Origin of the sequence: Scandinavium lactucae (assembly GCF_033843265.1) — a bacterium.
Classification (GTDB): domain Bacteria; phylum Pseudomonadota; class Gammaproteobacteria; order Enterobacterales; family Enterobacteriaceae; genus Scandinavium; species Scandinavium lactucae.
Map to the genome: position 1 here is coordinate 73,459 of NZ_JAWXRD010000027.1, position 16,317 is coordinate 89,775.

Annotated in this window: 15 protein-coding genes; 5 read left to right on the forward strand and 10 right to left on the reverse strand. The window is 53.0% G+C overall.

The annotated features are described in order from the left end of the window. Window positions 1-40: 40 nt before the first annotated feature. The 5 genes from ftsI2 to mgrB form a co-directional block, all read right to left on the reverse strand. A complete protein-coding gene (ftsI2, locus tag SIK69_RS08360) occupies window positions 41-1,774 on the reverse strand; it encodes a peptidoglycan DD-transpeptidase FtsI2/PBP3(PARA) (RefSeq protein WP_319785866.1) in 1,734 nt (577 codons plus the stop codon). A 210-nt stretch (window positions 1,775-1,984) separates the two neighbouring features. Further along, entirely contained in the window at window positions 1,985-2,194 is a 210-nt protein-coding gene (cspE, locus tag SIK69_RS08365) for a transcription antiterminator/RNA stability regulator CspE (RefSeq protein ID WP_001062678.1), read from the reverse strand. Window positions 2,195-2,235: 41 nt separating this feature from the next. Next, complete coding sequence (locus SIK69_RS08370; RefSeq protein ID WP_097163794.1) at window positions 2,236-2,352, reverse strand: DUF2627 domain-containing protein; 117 nt, start codon at window positions 2,350-2,352, stop codon at window positions 2,236-2,238. Window positions 2,353-2,962: 610 nt separating this feature from the next. Further along, complete coding sequence (locus SIK69_RS08375; protein ID WP_319627881.1) at window positions 2,963-3,256, reverse strand: YebO family protein; 294 nt, start codon at window positions 3,254-3,256, stop codon at window positions 2,963-2,965. Window positions 3,257-3,330: 74 nt separating this feature from the next. After that, window positions 3,331-3,477 carry a PhoP/PhoQ regulatory lipoprotein MgrB gene (mgrB, locus tag SIK69_RS08380; RefSeq protein ID WP_319627880.1) on the reverse strand — a complete coding sequence of 49 codons (147 nt, stop codon included), beginning with the start codon at window positions 3,475-3,477 and terminating at the stop codon, window positions 3,331-3,333. Between the two features lie 158 nt (window positions 3,478-3,635). On the opposite strand from mgrB, the gene SIK69_RS08385 reads away from it, so the two are divergent. Continuing rightward, complete coding sequence (locus tag SIK69_RS08385) at window positions 3,636-3,875, forward strand: YobH family protein (RefSeq protein WP_319627941.1); 240 nt, start codon at window positions 3,636-3,638, stop codon at window positions 3,873-3,875. Between the two features lie 58 nt (window positions 3,876-3,933). Here the strand turns inward: SIK69_RS08385 and kdgR are convergent, their stop codons facing one another. Further along, window positions 3,934-4,725 (reverse strand): DNA-binding transcriptional regulator KdgR, encoded by a 792-nt coding sequence (gene kdgR, locus SIK69_RS08390; RefSeq protein WP_319627879.1) that lies wholly within the window; start codon window positions 4,723-4,725, stop codon window positions 3,934-3,936. Between the two features lie 177 nt (window positions 4,726-4,902). On the opposite strand from kdgR, the gene SIK69_RS08395 reads away from it, so the two are divergent. Continuing rightward, window positions 4,903-6,276, forward strand: a complete 1,374-nt coding sequence (locus SIK69_RS08395; RefSeq protein WP_319785867.1) for an MFS transporter — start codon at window positions 4,903-4,905, stop codon at window positions 6,274-6,276. A gap of 62 nt (window positions 6,277-6,338) precedes the next feature. Here the strand turns inward: SIK69_RS08395 and htpX are convergent, their stop codons facing one another. From htpX to msrC, 4 genes are all read right to left on the reverse strand, one after another. Next, the gene (htpX, locus tag SIK69_RS08400) at window positions 6,339-7,220 is read right to left on the reverse strand and encodes a protease HtpX (RefSeq protein WP_319785868.1); all 882 of its coding nucleotides are present in this window, start codon (window positions 7,218-7,220) and stop codon (window positions 6,339-6,341) included. Between the two features lie 190 nt (window positions 7,221-7,410). Continuing rightward, the gene (gene prc, locus SIK69_RS08405) at window positions 7,411-9,459 is read right to left on the reverse strand and encodes a carboxy terminal-processing peptidase (protein WP_319627876.1); all 2,049 of its coding nucleotides are present in this window, start codon (window positions 9,457-9,459) and stop codon (window positions 7,411-7,413) included. A 19-nt stretch (window positions 9,460-9,478) separates the two neighbouring features. Then, the gene (gene proQ / locus SIK69_RS08410; protein ID WP_319785869.1) at window positions 9,479-10,171 is read right to left on the reverse strand and encodes an RNA chaperone ProQ; all 693 of its coding nucleotides are present in this window, start codon (window positions 10,169-10,171) and stop codon (window positions 9,479-9,481) included. Between the two features lie 97 nt (window positions 10,172-10,268). Next, complete coding sequence (gene msrC, locus SIK69_RS08415; RefSeq protein WP_319785870.1) at window positions 10,269-10,766, reverse strand: free L-methionine (R)-S-oxide reductase MsrC; 498 nt, start codon at window positions 10,764-10,766, stop codon at window positions 10,269-10,271. Between the two features lie 143 nt (window positions 10,767-10,909). Here msrC and yebS point away from each other — a divergent pair, with 143 nt between their 5' ends. From yebS to rsmF, 3 genes are all read left to right on the forward strand, one after another. Next, window positions 10,910-12,193: a membrane integrity lipid transport subunit YebS gene (yebS, locus tag SIK69_RS08420; RefSeq protein ID WP_319627873.1), complete on the forward strand. Its 1,284-nt coding sequence runs from the start codon at window positions 10,910-10,912 to the stop codon at window positions 12,191-12,193. After that, a complete protein-coding gene (locus SIK69_RS08425) occupies window positions 12,162-14,798 on the forward strand; it encodes an MlaD family protein (protein WP_319627872.1) in 2,637 nt (878 codons plus the stop codon). Before yebS ends, SIK69_RS08425 begins: the two co-directional genes overlap by 32 nt. 77 nt (window positions 14,799-14,875) lie before the next feature. Then, window positions 14,876-16,300 carry a 16S rRNA (cytosine(1407)-C(5))-methyltransferase RsmF gene (gene rsmF, locus SIK69_RS08430; RefSeq protein WP_319785871.1) on the forward strand — a complete coding sequence of 475 codons (1,425 nt, stop codon included), beginning with the start codon at window positions 14,876-14,878 and terminating at the stop codon, window positions 16,298-16,300. The last annotated feature ends 17 nt before the right edge of the window (window positions 16,301-16,317 follow it).

Sequence of the window (16,317 nt, forward strand, 5' to 3'; positions counted from 1 at the left end):
GGGCGAAAGTGTAACGCTATTCGCCCTTCAGGTGAATGAATTACAGAGAGGGAGAGAGTGCGTCGTTATGATCCATGACGATGAGGTTCTCCGAACCCGGGGCAATACCGTCCGGCATCACATTCTCCAGCCGCAGGACATCGCCCATTATCTGGCTGAAGACCGGGGCGGCCACGGCCCCGCCGTAGTATTTGCCATTCTCCGGATCGTTAATCACCACTACCAGCGCGTATTTCGGATTACTGGCTGGAGCCACACCTGCCGTATAGGCGATGTACTTATCAATATACTTCCCGTCAGGCCCAATCTTTTTCGCGGTGCCGGTTTTTACCGCTACGCGATAATCATTTACTGCGGCCTTGATCCCGCCCCCGCCCGGCAACGCGACGCTTTCCATCATATGTTCGACCTGATGAACAATTTTATCAGACATCACGCGATGCCCCATCACCGGCGGGTCAATCCGGGTGATAGAGAGTGGGCGCGAAATCCCGAACCCACCGATAGTGGCGTACACATGCGCCAACTGCAACGGCGTTACCATTAAGCCGTAGCCGAACGAGAAAGTGGCGCGATCGAGCTGTCCCCAGAATCGACGCTGCGGCATCAGGCCCTGGCTTTCACCGGTGAGGCCGAGCCCGGTCGGTTGACCGAAGCCGAAACCTTTATAGGTGTCCAACAGTCGCTGGATTGGCATAGCGAGTGAAAGATGCGACACGCCGGTGTCGCTGGATTTCTGCAGGATACCGGTGAGACTCAGCTCAGGGTAAAAGCCGACATCACGAATACGGTGCCCGTCGACCGTGTACGGATGGGTATCCACCACGCTGTCAGGCTGGACGATCCCCTGCTGCAAGGCGGTCATCACCACCAGGGGTTTCACCGTGGAGCCGGGTTCAAAAGTATCGCTAATGGCACGATTACGGAAATCGTCCAGCGTGGCGTTATCACGGTTGTTAGGGTTGAAATCCGGGTAGCTGGCCATCGCCAAAACTTCGCCGGTATCGATTTTGATCAGCACCGACGCACCAGATTCAGCTTTGTTCCAGCGTACGGCATTATCCAGCGCATCCTCGGTAACCGTTTGCAGGCGCTCATCGATACTGAGCTGCAACGTATGCGCAGGCACCGCAGCCTGTTCGGTCAGGTTTTCAATCACATTCCCGTGTCTGTCTTTGCGCACCAGCCGCAGCCCAGGCTTGCCCTGCAGTTGGGAGTTAAAGCTTTTCTCCACACCTTCAATGCCCTGATCATCAATATTGGTGAAACCAATCAGGTTAGCTGCTACGTGTCCGGAAGGATAAAAGCGGCGCGACTCATCGCGAAGATTAATGCCTGGAAGATGCAGTTTATCGATCCACGCGGCCTGCTGCGGATCGACCTGGCGGGCCAGATACAGAAAGCGGGAATGCGGATGCTGAGTAATACGGGCAGTCAACTCCGCCAGCGTGGTATGCAATGCGTTGGCAAATGCCTGCCAGCGGGCGTTATACCCCACACCGCCTTTTGATAACAGCGTCTGTGGGTCAACCCAAATGGCGCTAACCGGCACACTAACGGCTAACGGACGCCCTTCTCTGTCCGTGATCATTCCGCGCGGAACGGCGATCGGTTCTTCGCGCAAAGAGCGCATATCTTCTTGTTTTACCAGATTATCTGGCGAAATGATTTGCAGCCAGCCGACGCGGGCCAACAGCAACCCCAGACAACAACAAATACCCAAACACACCAGGCCAAAACGGACTGGGGTAAAGTGACGGCGATGGTTTTGCACTCCGGCTCCCGGTTATAGTTCACAACCCAATGATTTAACGTGAAAAGGAGCCGGGATGATCGCTAAAGAATGCTAATAAAGTTGTGGTTTTGCAACAAAGCGCGACTGAGGAGGGAAAGTGGACACATCTCGTCATAAACGTAAAAAGCCCCGCTTAGAGCGAGGCTTTATGGCTGATTTCGAATGAGATCAGTGGATTCGTAATCCGAATCAGATAGCAGTTACGTTAACTGCTGCTGGGCCTTTCTGGCCGTCCTGAATTTCGAACTCAACGTTCTGGCCTTCAGCCAGAGTTTTGAAGCCGTTACCCTGGATTGCAGAGAAGTGTACGAATACATCTTTGCTGCCGTCTGCAGGAGTAATGAAACCAAAACCTTTAGACTCGTTGAACCACTTAACTTGACCTTTAATCTTTGCCATTTGCAAAATTCCTTAGAGTGTTTTCTTCGCCCATGGGGCACTTACATAGCTAAAACTGAGACATTACTGCATGAGGCACTAATATAAGGTTCGGCAGAGAAGCGGTATTCAACGACAACGTGTTTACTCAGAACTTCTTTACTGAAAATGCCACACATAGACAGAACTGTACCTCGTTTAACCCAAACCGTGTTATCACATACAACGTAAATAATGGCAAGCCATTTTTAAACGTGTCTCGATCGGTCGCACAATTCCAGAAACAAAGTGTTGATCGTCTGCACAATTATGCGCCCGTACAACGACACGCTCTGTGGGTGGGTATTGAAACACCTTACCCGCCAGGCTGCGTTTTATACGACTTTTTAACCCTAGCTCAACGGCTTCGCTTCTGCCAGACAACGACCGAACAAACGCACGATTTTTCTAAAGTTAGACAATTTTCTGCATAAATATGCTTCAGATTTGCCCTATTAAACGGATATTGCGCAGCCTAATTATCCAACTTAAATATTATTGATAATGCACCATAATAATGAAAGTTTGATGACACTGCTTCATTATGAAGCAATGAAAACGTTTCGCTGCCTTTTTTTAAGCCAACGTTAAAGGAATCGGTAAAAGAATTAAAAATCGTTGAGTGTGATAACGAGATATAGCAAGAAGGGATTAAGACCGTTTGGTGATAAAACATAATAAAGGATTATAGCAAAGTAATACTGTGTTCAACATCCCGGCAGTCAGTGTATCTGCCCACCGGGAAGCGTATCAGCGTTCCGCCACCAGACGGATAAAGTCATCATCGCCTTCCTGCGTCTGAGGAAGCTCTGCAGATTTCACCGGCTCTTGTTTCTCCGGTTCATTTGCTTCGCAAAGACGACGCAGCAATGCGTTTTGACGTTTCTGCTGATCCAGCAGGGCTTCCAGAAGTTCTATCTGTTCGTTCGCTCGGGAACTGGCACGGTTTACGAAAAACCACAGCACCAGTCCAATGACCAGAACCAGCAAAGACACTGCCAGGGAGGCCAAATTCAACATTCCGGAATTCATTAAATCAACCATTTCACCACCTCAAATTGGAGCCAACATTCTACCACTCGCCGCCCCGAGGAAGGAAATTACCTGCTATAAAAAACTTACCAGGGAATGAATTTATTGATGGTGCAAATACCGCTAAAGAACTGCACATCCTGATCGCACAGCACGTTAATCATCTGAGTCCACAGTAAAAGAAAGGCAATCAGGAGGATAACGACCAGAATGGTCCAGCGTAACTTTTTCACTCCACTCTCCGGGTTTCATATTTGTAGACAGGTTAGCACGCTAACCTTAAACCGCGGCTAACTGTAATAGAGTTGGTTCATTTTAAGAATCATCGACTTGTTTCAAAGCGTGAACACTTTAATCTGGTCCACAGGAAGCAACAAGAACGAGGCATATGATGCGTTTTACTATTCGTACAATTATTGTACTGGCAATCGCCTGGATTGCCCTGCTGTTATCCGGCTATGGCATACTGATAGGTAGCCATGAGAACGTGGGTGGATTGGGATTACAGTGTAAGTATTTGACTGCAAACGGCACCAGCACGGCCCAGTACGTGCATTCTGACAGCGGTATCATCGGCCTGACCGATTGCCCACTGCTGCGCAAAAGCAAAACGGTCGTCGATAACGGATAATCGGTCACCATAAACAAAAAACGCCGCTTAATGCGGCGTTTTTTTATAGCTGTCATTCTCAGAAAGGATAGTCGTTGTAGCCCATTTGCTCTGAGATTTTGCGCGCCGCGGTATGCAACATGCTGACGTACTCATGCAGGCGCTCTTCGGAGAAACGCAGCGTCGGGAAGGAGATGCTCAGCCCGGCAATAACCACGCCGAAACGATCAAACACCGGAACGCCAATACAGCGCAGCCCTTCTTCCTGCTCTTCGTTATCCTCACCGTAACCCTGCTCACGCACCCGATCCAACAACGGGAGTAACTCTTCGGTGTCGGCGATAGTCCGCTCAGTACTGCGTTTGTACTCCACATGTTCGAGGATCTGCTTCACTTCCTCGCGGTCACGCCACGCCAGCAGCACTTTACCAATCGCGGTGCTGTACAGCGGATTACGACGGCCAATGCGCGAGTACATGCGCAGGTTATACATCGAGTCAATTTTATGGATGTAGACAATGCTGTCTTCGTCCAGAGCCCCAAGGTGAATGGTCTCTTTCGTGAGGCGAGAGAGTTCACGCATCTGAATATCTGCGCTACGGATGAGATCGACGTTTTGCAGTGAGCGGGCACCCAGTTCGAACAGTTTTAAGGTCAGCGAGTATTTCTCTGACTCACCTTCCTGCGCCACGTAGCCCAATGATTTCATCGTCTGTAAAAAGCGATAAACCGTGCTTTTAGACATCATCACGCGCTGTGATAACTCGGTGATCCCTATCTCACGCTCTTCGCCGAGCGCCTGCAGAATGCCAAAAACCTTCAATACCGAAGAGACAGAATCTGGCTGTTTATCCAAATCTGCAACTGCCATTTATCACCTCATCGCGACTGTTTTATAAAATTCAGAACTGGTTTTTATTATAATTTCGCACGCCTCCCGCCGCAATCACTCTTATACGACTTCGTTACAAATCTGCGAGCTGCTGCCGAATAATCAATGCTAAAATAATTACCTGCATAATGATTTCAATTAAGACGTATTTTTAACATGGAAAAAACAGCTCCTGATGGTCTGCCATTGCCGCAACGCTATGGTGCCATTCTGACCATCGTGCTTGGCATTTCGATGGCGGTGCTCGACGGTGCCATTGCCAACGTTGCCCTGCCCACTATCGCCACTGATTTACACGCCTCCCCCGCCGCCTCAATCTGGATTGTTAACGCTTATCAAATTGCTATCGTGATTTCGCTGCTGACCCTGGCGTTTCTTGGCGATATGTTCGGCTATCGACGGATCTACAAATGTGGGCTGGTAATGTTCACCTGCACCTCACTGATCTGCGCCTTGTCGCATTCGCTAGAGATGCTGACGCTGGCCCGCGTTGCCCAGGGACTGGGTGGCGCGGCGCTGATGAGCGTCAACACCGCACTGATCCGCCTGATTTACCCGCAGCGTTTCCTCGGCCGCGGAATGGGGATCAACTCGTTCATTGTGGCGGTATCCTCGGCTGCGGGCCCGACTATTGCTGCGGCGATTTTGTCAGTCGCTTCCTGGCAATGGCTGTTTCTGATCAATGTCCCGCTGGGGATTGTTGCCTTTGCGCTGGCAATACGTTATCTGCCGCCGAACGGCGTCCGCAGCCAGGCATCACGCTTCGATTGGCCAAGCGCCATCATGAATGCCTTAACTTTTGGTCTGCTGATCACCGCCCTCAGCAGCTTTGCTCAGGGGCAATCCTTACGACTGGTACTGTGCGAAGTGGTGGCGATGCTAGTGATCGGCTTCTTCTTTGTCCGCCGTCAGCTCAGACTGCCCGTACCGCTGCTGCCGGTTGACCTGCTGCGGATCCCACTGTTTTCACTCTCTATCTGTACCTCAATTTGTTCCTTCTGTGCTCAGATGCTGGCGATGGTGTCGCTGCCTTTCTTTCTGCAATCAATGATGGGCAGGAGTGAAGTCGAAACCGGTTTATTGTTAACCCCATGGCCGCTGGCGACCATGGTGATGGCTCCGCTGGCGGGATATCTCATCGAAAAGGTTCACGCCGGATTGCTCGGCGCGCTGGGGCTGGCGATTATGGCATGGGGGTTGTTTGCCTTAGCACTGCTCCCCTCCTCGCCGCAGGACCTAGATATTATCTGGCGCATGATGCTATGCGGGGCCGGTTTTGGCCTGTTTCAGTCGCCGAACAATCACACCATTGTCTCATCGGCCCCGCGTAACCGCAGTGGCGGAGCCAGCGGCATGTTAGGCACAGCGCGCCTGCTGGGGCAAAGTACTGGGGCTGCTCTTGTGGCGCTGATGTTTAACCTGTTCGGTACACACGGCACCCACACATCCCTGTTGATGGCCGGAACTCTCGCGGTTATCGCGGCGGTTATCAGTGGTCTTCGCATCACTCAACCCCGTGCCGTAGCCTGAATGCTGACGTAAAAAAAGCGCCTCAATGAGGCGCTTTGCTTTAGGGTCGTACTGTGAACCTATTACTTCAGATATTCACCGCTGCGCAACGCTTCGATACGTTTGTCCAACGGCGGGTGCGTCATGAACAGTTCGCTCATTGATTTCGCTTTACCGTTGATACAAAACGCCATCATGCTGCTGGCTTCCTGCGGCTCATAGCTGGTTTTCAGACGCTGTAGCGCCGCAATCATTTTCTCACGCCCAACCAATTTGGCTGAACCGGCATCCGCGTGGAACTCACGATGACGGGAGAACCACATGGTGATAATGCTGGCGAGAATACCAAATACCAGTTCCAACACCGTGGCGACCGCAAAATAGATCAGCGGGTTGCCGTTGCTGCTTTCACCTTCATCGCGGTTGCCACCGAGGAAACCGGCTGCAATCTGAGCAATTACGCGAGAAATAAAGATAACAAAGGTGTTCACCACGCCCTGAATTAGGGTCATGGTGACCATGTCACCATTGGCGATATGGCTGATTTCGTGCGCGATAACCGCTTCGGCTTCGTCACGGCTCATGTTTTGCAACAGCCCGGTACTGACGGCAACCAGCGACGCATCACGGCGGGCACCGGTGGCAAAAGCATTAATATCGGGCGCGTGGTAAACAGCGACCTGTGGCATGGCAATGCCCGCCTGACGGGATTGCTGTGCGACGATGTTCATCAACCAGCGCTCGGTTTCGTTGCGCGGTTGCTCAATGACCTCTCCGCCCACGGATTTCAGCGCCATCCATTTCGACATCATCAGCGACACTATCGAGCCACCAAAACCGAAAAGCATCGCCATGATCAGCAGGCCCGTCATGCTGCTTGACTGAATTCCTGTCAGGCTTAGCACCAGCCCAAAAACAACCATCACTGCCAGGTTGGTCATCAGGAAAAGCGCGATTCGCATCATAATATTCTTTAACCTCGTTGTAACAAAACGCACTATGCGATTACCCATATGGTATGGGTCTTACGGTGATTTTCAACTATCCGAGGTCGCTAAGTCACGAGAAAAACACAACTTTACATTCTGTTGCATCCCACTGACGCAGGCAATAGGCATGTAAAAAAACAGGCACAATTTCTTGTGCCTGTTGAGGTTATTTGCTTGGTGCTGGACTCACCGGGGGATTGTCCTTTTCCATGGTCGCCAGGTCATTGGCGATATGGACGGTTTCATCCAGATACGGATCGGGTTCCTGATAATCCTTCGGCAAATCATCCAGTTTCTTCAACAGCGGTTTGCCTTCACGCTTGTAGCGATCGTTAATGCGCGCTAAACGGGTCGCATCATCTTCCTCATTCTCTTTCTCACGCTGAGCGTAATTCAGTGAGGCGATGTAGCGGCGGTCCTTCAATGCGTTGAAATGGGCAATATCTTTGGCGATGTACTGGAATTCCGGATCTTTGGCGATTCGCTCTTTATGCTGTGTCAGCAGCTGCGGACCAAACGGCATCATATCGCCCGTTTTAACGAAGGTCGCGGCATTAATGCTGTCCCACGGCAGAGCGTTATCTTCAAACTTCTCGCCGGTTTCCGTCTCTTCACTACCGGTTGGCAGCATGATATCCGGCGTTACACCTTTACGTTGAGTACTGCCGCCGTTAATGCGGTAGAACTTCTGAATGGTGTACTGCACAGAACCCAGCGCTGGCCATTCCGGGCGCAGCATCTGATCGTAGATGCGGTTTAGCGAACGGTACTGTTGCACGGTGCCTTTCCCGAAGGTTGGTTCACCGACAATCAGCGCCCGGCCATAATCCTGCATCGCGGCAGCAAATATTTCAGATGCTGAGGCGCTGAAGCGGTCTACCAATACCACCAGCGGACCTTTGTAATACACCACGCCATCGGTATCGCTATCTTCGCGCACCTTGCCGTTGTTATCGCGCACCTGCACCACCGGACCGGATGGGATAAACAGACCAGAGAGCGATACGGCTTCCGTCAGTGCTCCCCCGCCGTTGCTGCGCAGATCGATAACCACGCTGCTGACGTTTTGTTTTTCCAGTTTCTGCAACTGAACTTTCACATCATCAGTCAGGCCAACGTAGAAGCCAGGGATATCCAGTACGCCGACTTTTTCTTTACCGACGTTTTTAACCGACATCTTCACGGCGCGGTCTTCGAGACGGATACGTTCGCGCGTCAAGGTGACAATGCGGGTTTTGGTACCTTTACCCGCAGGCAGGATCTCAAGCCGCACTTTGCTGCCCTTCGGCCCTTTAATCAATGCCACCACGTCGTCCAGACGCCAGCCGATGACATCAACCATGCCTTTACCGGTCTGGCCGACACCAACGATACGGTCGCCAACGCTTATCGCTTTGCTCTTCGCCGCTGGGCCGCCTGCCACCATGGAATTAATCATGGTGTAGTCGTCATCCATTTGCAGTACCGCACCGATACCTTCCAGAGAAAGGCTCATTTCGGTGTTGAATTGTTCAGTATTGCGCGGGGAGAGGTAGTTGGTGTGCGGGTCAATTTCGTGCGCAAACGCGGTCATCGCCAGAGAGAACACGTCTTCGCTGTTGGTCTGAACCAGACGGCGAATGGCGAACTTGTAGCGACGGGTCAACGTTTCGCGAATTTCTTTATCGTTTTTCCCGGCAAGCTTAAGGCTCAGCTCGTCATATTTGACTTTGCCGTCCCACAGGGCGTTCAACTCGGCGACATCCTTTGGCCACGGCGCTTTGCTGCGGTCAAGATTGTAGGTGTCGTTTCCGGTGAATTCCATCGGACGTTCAAGCACTTTGAGCGCGTACTGATAGCGCTCAAAGCGGCGTTTTTGCGCCAGATTAAACAGGTCGTAAAAAACATCCAGTTTACCACTACGCAGTTCGTCGCCGACCTGCGATTTACGTGATTCAAACTGGGAAATATCACTGGCCAACAGCACGTTATGGCTGTAATCCAGCAGGTTGAGATAACGGTCGAAGATTTTCGCCGAGAACGCGTTATCGAGATCGAACTGGCGATAATGAGAACGGGTAAAGCGAGACGTCACACGCTCGCTTACCGTTGCGTGTTGAGCCTCTTCCTTAAGAACTGGAATCTGGTCAGCACGAGTAATATCGTCCACGGCGAACGACTGGCCTGCCATCAACAGCATGCCAGCGAGCGCGGTGACCTTAAAAAAGTTGTTCATGCCAGGCCCGGCCTCCGTTTCAGAACACTAAGTGTTCTGCGCGTACAATCATTGACATACCAGAAGTCAGCTGTACACGAACGCCATCTTTGGTGATTTCCAGTACAGTGGCGTCCATTGCATTATTGCCCGCTTTCACTTTCAGAGACTGGCCAACGCTCAGTTCAGAAATGTTTGATACCGGGGTATGACGCTCTTCACGTTCTGGACGTGGGGCTTTCGCGGCGGCCGGTTTTGCTGCCGGACGCGGTTTATTAGCACCCGCATCTTTGCGCGGAGCTGCCGGACGCGGTTTACGCTCACGGCGCGGCGCATCAACAGGTTCACCCGCAGCAATAGCGGCTTCACGTTTTTTCGCCTGCTGCTCTGCGCGCTGTGCCTGCACACGGGCTTTCGCTTCTTCAAGCTGCTGACGCGCGTGAGTCACATGCTGCTCATCCAGCTCACCGCATGGGTTCCCGTCGAGATCAACACGGGTCGCGCCCGCTTTGATGCCGTACAAGTAGCGCCAGCTGGAGGTATAAAGACGTAAGGCGGAACGAAGCTGGGTTTTGCTGAGGTTCATTTCTCCCTCAACGCGAGTCACCAGATCCTGAAAAATTCCAATTTTCAGCGGACGTGCTTCACCTTCGGCGCTGAAACACTGTGGGAATCGTTCGGCCAGAAAAGCGATAACTTCTTTACTGCTATTCAACTTAGGTTGATTTTCCATGAAATTTCCTGATTACAACGGACGTAGCCAACATACCGCGGGCATGAACAGGCGTCATTATAATGACGCCATCGGTAAATGCTACGTTATCCGTTGATTATCCTGCGACAGGCTGAAAGAATTTGTGATAATCGGTCGCCGCAAGCACCTGTTCAAGGTGGCTGACCAGCTCACGAAGCCCCTGTTCATCTTCAGTCGTAAAGCGGGAATACGTGGGACTGTCGATATCCAGCACCCCAATAATGTGCCCGTTAACCACAAGCGGCAGTACGATTTCTGAGTTGCTTGCCGCATCACAGGCAATGTGACCGTCAAAAGCATGAACGTCTTCTACACGCTGGACACGATTTTGTGACACCGCGGTGCCACATACGCCACGTCCGACCGGAATACGTACGCAGGCAATTTTCCCCTGGAACGGGGCTAAAACCAGCGTATCGCCTTCGAGAAGATAAAAACCGGCCCAGTTAACCTCAGACAGACGCTCGAACAGCAGCGCACTGGTATTAGAGAGTGTGGCTAAAAAACTGGTTTCGCCTGCCATTAATGCCTGAAAGTCGCGGTTAAGATCCGCGTAAAACTCTGATTTGCTCATTATTCAATCGCTTGTTGTCTTACTTCGAAGCCGGTCATCGCCGACGCATAGTCTATTAAAATAAGCATTAAATGCGTTCGGGCTCAAGATGAATCCATTCATAGGTTAAGATAGAGTTATACATTCATTTCTAAAGCTAATAAATGGCACTACGAGCTTCTCAAATTTCGCCGGGTAAAAAAATCACCGTTCATGCGATTGGCAATCCGCTGGCACCGCCGGAATATCATCGCTGTCCCCAGTGTGACGTGCTGTTCAGCCTGCCGGTGGTCAAAAGGACGCAAAGCGCATATTGCCCGCGCTGCGATGCAAAAATTCGTGATGGACGCGACTGGTCGCTGACCCGCCTCGCGGCGATGGCTGTTACCATGATGTTGCTGATGCCCTTTGCCTGGAGCGAACCGCTGCTTCGTCTGCATCTGCTCGGGGTGCGCATTGATGCCAACCTGATGCAGGGGATATGGCAGATGACCGAACAGGGCGATCCCATACCCGCCGCGATGGTACTGTTTTGCAGCGTCGGTGCGCCGCTGGTACTGGTTATCGCTATCGCGTATTTATGGCTTGGTAATATTCTTGGCATGAATCTTCGTCCGGTGCTGCTGATGCTGGAACGCCTCAAAGAGTGGGTAATGCTGGATATCTACCTCGTCGGGGTCGGCGTGGCGTCGATTAAGGTCCAGGATTATGCCTTTCTCCAGCCGGGACTAGGGCTAGTCGCGTTTGTGTCTCTGGTGCTGCTGAGTATTTTGACGCTGATCCATCTCAACGTCGAACAGCTGTGGGATCGTTTTTATCCTCATCGCCCTGCCCAACGCCCCGATCCTGGTCTGCAAGTGTGTCTGGGCTGCCATCACACCGGGTTCTCAGATGCACGCGGACGCTGTCGTCGCTGTCACATCCCGCTGCGTCATCGCCGGGCGTATAGCCTGCAAAAAAGTTGGGCGGCGCTGATTGCCTCGCTGATTTTTTTAATCCCGGCGAACCTGCTGCCGATTTCGATAATCTATGTAAATGGCGCTCGCCAGGAAGACACCATCCTGTCCGGGATAATCTCACTTGCCAGCAGCAATATTCCGATTGCGGCGGTGGTGTTTATCGCCAGTATTCTGGTGCCTTTCACTAAGGTACTGGTGCTGATTACGCTGCTGATATCCATTCACTTTAAATGTGAACAGGGGCTGCGCACCCGAATCCTTCTGTTGCGCTTTGTGACGTGGATTGGTCGCTGGTCGATGCTCGATTTGTTTGTCATCTCGCTGATGATGTCGCTTATCAATCGCGATCAGTTACTGGCTTTTACTATGGGACCCGCTGCGTTTTATTTCGGTGCTGCGGTAATATTGACTATTCTTGCTGTTGAATGGCTGGACAGCCGCTTACTTTGGGATGCACATGAGTCAGGAAACGCCCGCTTCACCGACTGAAGCGAGAATTAAAACGAAACGCCGAATCTCCCCTTTCTGGCTGCTGCCGGTCATTGCTTTGCTGATTGCGGGCTGGCTTATCTGGAATAGCGTTGAGGATCGCGGCACCACCGTCACTATCGACTTTATTTCTGCCGATGGCATTGTCCCCGGCCGAACGCCTGTGCGCTATCAGGGCGTTGAAGTGGGCACCGTGGAAGAAATTAGCCTGGCGAAAGATCTGAACCATATTGAGGTCAAAGCCAGCATTAAAGGCGATATGAAAGATGCCCTGCGCCAGGAAACGCAGTTCTGGCTGGTGACACCGAAAGCGTCACTGGCAGGGGTGTCGGGTCTGGATGCGCTGGTTGGTGGGAACTACATCGGCATGATGCCTGGTAAAGGTGAAAAGAGAGACCACTTTACCGCGTTAGATACGCAGCCGAAATATCGCCTAAACAATGGCGAGCTGATGATCCATCTGCATGCTCCGGATTTAGGCTCACTCAACAGCGGCTCGCTGGTGTACTTCCGCAAAATCCCAGTCGGACGCGTGTATGACTATGCGATCAATACCAATAATCAGGGTGTCACCGTTGATATTCTGATTGATCGCCGCTTCACCAATCTGGTGAAAAAAGGTAGCCGCTTCTGGAACGTATCCGGTATCAAAGCGGATGTCGGCCTGAGCGGCGCGAAAGTGCAGCTCGAAAGCCTGGCGGCGCTGGTGAACGGCGCAATTGCCTTTGACTCTCCCGACGCCTCGAAGCCTGCCGAACAGAACGATGAGTTTGGCCTGTATGCCGATCTGGCGCACAGCCAGCGTGGGGTGATAGTCAAACTCGATCTACCGGACGGCGCGGGCCTGAAAGCGGGCTCGACCTCGCTAATGTATCAGGGTCTGGAAGTCGGCCAGTTGACCAAGCTCGATCTCAATCCAGGCGGCGCGGTCAGCGGTGAAATGACCGTGGATCCGAGCGTGGTGAATCTTCTGCGCGATAAAACCCGCATCGAACTGCGTAATCCGAAGCTGTCGCTGGAAAACACCAATCTGAGTTCACTGCTCACCGGCAGCACCTTTGAACTGGTGCCAGGTGAAGGCCAGCCGCGTAACCATTTTGTGGTGGTACCTGCGGATAAGACGCTGCTTCAGGAACCCGGAGTTGCTACCCTGACGCTCAGCGCCCCGGATTCTTACGGCGTCGATGCGGGACAGCCAGTTATCCTGCACGGGATTAAAATCGGCCAGGTTCTGGAGCGTACGCTCACCGGGAAAGGCGTCTCGTTCTCTGTTGCCATCGATCCGCAATATCGTGACCTCGTTCATGGTGACAGTAAGTTTGTGGTCAACAGCCGGGTCGACGTCAAAGTTGGCCTCGACGGCATTGAGTTCCTCGGGGCCAGCGCCAGTGAGTGGATCAGCGGCGGGATCCGTATTCTGCCCGGCGAAAAAGGCGCGATGAAGCAGGACTATCCGCTGTACGCCAATCTTGAAAAAGCGCTGGAAAACAGCCTCGGCGATCTGCCCACCACCACCCTCACTCTGACGGCAGATACCTTGCCGGATGTTCAGGCGGGTTCGGTGGTGTTGTACCGTAAATTTGAAGTGGGGGAAGTTATTACCGTTCGCCCGCGGGCCAACGCGTTTGATATCGAACTGCACATCAAACCTGAATACCGCAACCTGCTGACCCAGAACAGCGTGTTTTGGGCCGAAGGCGGGGCGAAAGTCCAGCTAAACGGCAGCGGGCTGACAGTGCAGGCTTCGCCGCTCTCGCGTGCCCTGCGCGGGGCGATAAGCTTTGATAACCTCAGCGGCGCAAGCGCGGGCGCACGTAAAGGGGATAAACGCATTCTCTATCCGTCGGAAACCTCTGCGCGTGCGGTGGGCGGCCAGATCACGCTGCATGCCTTTGACGCCGGTAAGCTGGCGGAAGGGATGCCGATTCGTTATCTGGGCATCAATATTGGGCAGATCCAGACGTTAGAACTGATCACATCGCGGAATGAAGTGCAGGCGAAAGCGGTACTGTACCCGGAATACGTGAATACTTTCGCCCGCAACGGTACCCGGTTCTCGGTGGTAACGCCGCAAATTTCAGCCGCTGGCGTTGAGCATCTGGATACCATTTTGCAGCCGTACATCAACGTCGAACCAGGACGCGGGGGCAATGCACGTCGTGACTTCGAACTGCAGGAAGCGACGATCACCGATTCCCGCTATCTTGACGGGTTGAGCATTATCGTCGAAGCACCTGAGGCGGGCTCGTTGAGTATCGGCACACCGGTGCTGTTCCGTGGCATCGAAGTCGGGACCGTCACCGCCCTGCATCTCGGTTCATTGTCCGATCGCGTGATGGTCACGCTGCGCATTAGCCAGCGTTATCAACACCTGGTACGCAATAACTCGGTGTTCTGGCTGGCATCCGGCTATAACCTCGACTTCGGTATTATCGGCGGCGTGGTGAAGACCGGAACCTTCAACCAGTTCATTCGTGGCGGTATAGCCTTTGCCACCCCACCAGGAACGCCGCTGGCACCAAAAGCGCAGGAAAACAAACATTTCCTGTTGCAGGATACGGAACCGAAAGAGTGGCGCGATTGGGGTACTGCCCTGCCGCGTTAAACCTGCACGACTCCGGCTGTAAGAAGCCGGAGTCGCTGTGCTAAACTGCGCACCCGTTTATGAATCTGGTGCGTTTAGTGGCTTATCTTCCTGACTCCTTCCTCGAGGTGATGCGTGCAGCAATGCCCGCTCATCTCTCCTTCGACGACTTTATTGCCGCCTGCCAACGTCCGCTGCGTCGCAGTATCCGCGTGAACACTCTCAAGATCTCCGTCGCCGATTTTCTGAATCTGGTAGCGCCTTATGGCTGGCAGCTCACGCCGGTTCCGTGGTGTGAGGAAGGCTTCTGGATTGATCGCGAAGATGAGGATGCCCTGCCGCTGGGCAGCACGGCCGAACATTTGAGCGGCCTGTTCTACATTCAGGAAGCCAGCTCCATGCTGCCGGTCACCGCCCTGTTTGCCGATGACAATCAGCCGGACCGGGTCATGGATGTTGCCGCCGCTCCAGGTTCTAAAACCACGCAAATCGCCGCGCGAATGGGCAATCAGGGCGCGATCCTTGCTAATGAATTTTCCGCCAGCCGCGTTAAAGTGCTGCATGCCAATATTAGCCGCTGTGGGATAAGCAACGTAGCCCTCACCCATTTCGACGGCCGCGTATTTGGTGCCGCGCTGCCGGAAGGTTTCGACGCCGTTCTGCTCGATGCGCCCTGCTCCGGGGAAGGCGTGGTGCGTAAAGATCCGGACGCACTGAAAAACTGGTCAGCGCAAAGCAACAGTGAGATAGCACAAACCCAGCGCGAACTCATCGACAGCGCATTTCACGCGCTTCGCCCTGGCGGTACGCTGGTCTATTCCACTTGCACCCTGAACCGCGAAGAAAACGAGGAGGTGCTGGACTGGCTGCTGGCACGCTATCCACAGGCCGTTGAGGTCGCTCCGCTCAATGCGCTATTCGACGGGGCAGAACGGGCGCTGACGCCAGAGGGCTATTTGCACGTCTTCCCGCAAATTTACGATTGCGAAGGGTTTTTCGTCGCTCGTCTGCATAAAACGGCCTCGATCGATGCGCTTCCGACACCCGGTTATAAAGTCGGGAAATTTCCGTTCACACCAATGAAAACCCGTGAATCTGCCGCAGTGGTTCAGGCCGCTGCCGCCGTCGGATTACACTGGGATGACACGCTCAACCTGTGGCAACGCGATAAAGAGATCTGGCTGTTCCCGGCAGAGATTGAACCGCTGATCGGTAAAGTGCGTTTTTCACGCCTCGGCGTTCGCCTGGCAGAGACCTTTAACAAAGGTTATCGTTGGCAGCATGAGGCGGTCATCGCACTGGCGGGCGAAAAAAGTTCACGATTTGAACTGACACTGGCGGAAGCTGAAGAGTGGTATCGTGGCCGGGACGTGTGGCCGGAAACTCCGCCAGATCGGGACGATGTTATCGTAACTTTTCAGGGACATCCGCTAGGACTGGCGAAAAAAGTCGGCTCACGCCTCAAGAACAGCTATCCGCGGGAACTGGTTCGCGACGGAAAATTATTCGCGGGCAAGGCGTAGCGGCTGGGTAAAAATAG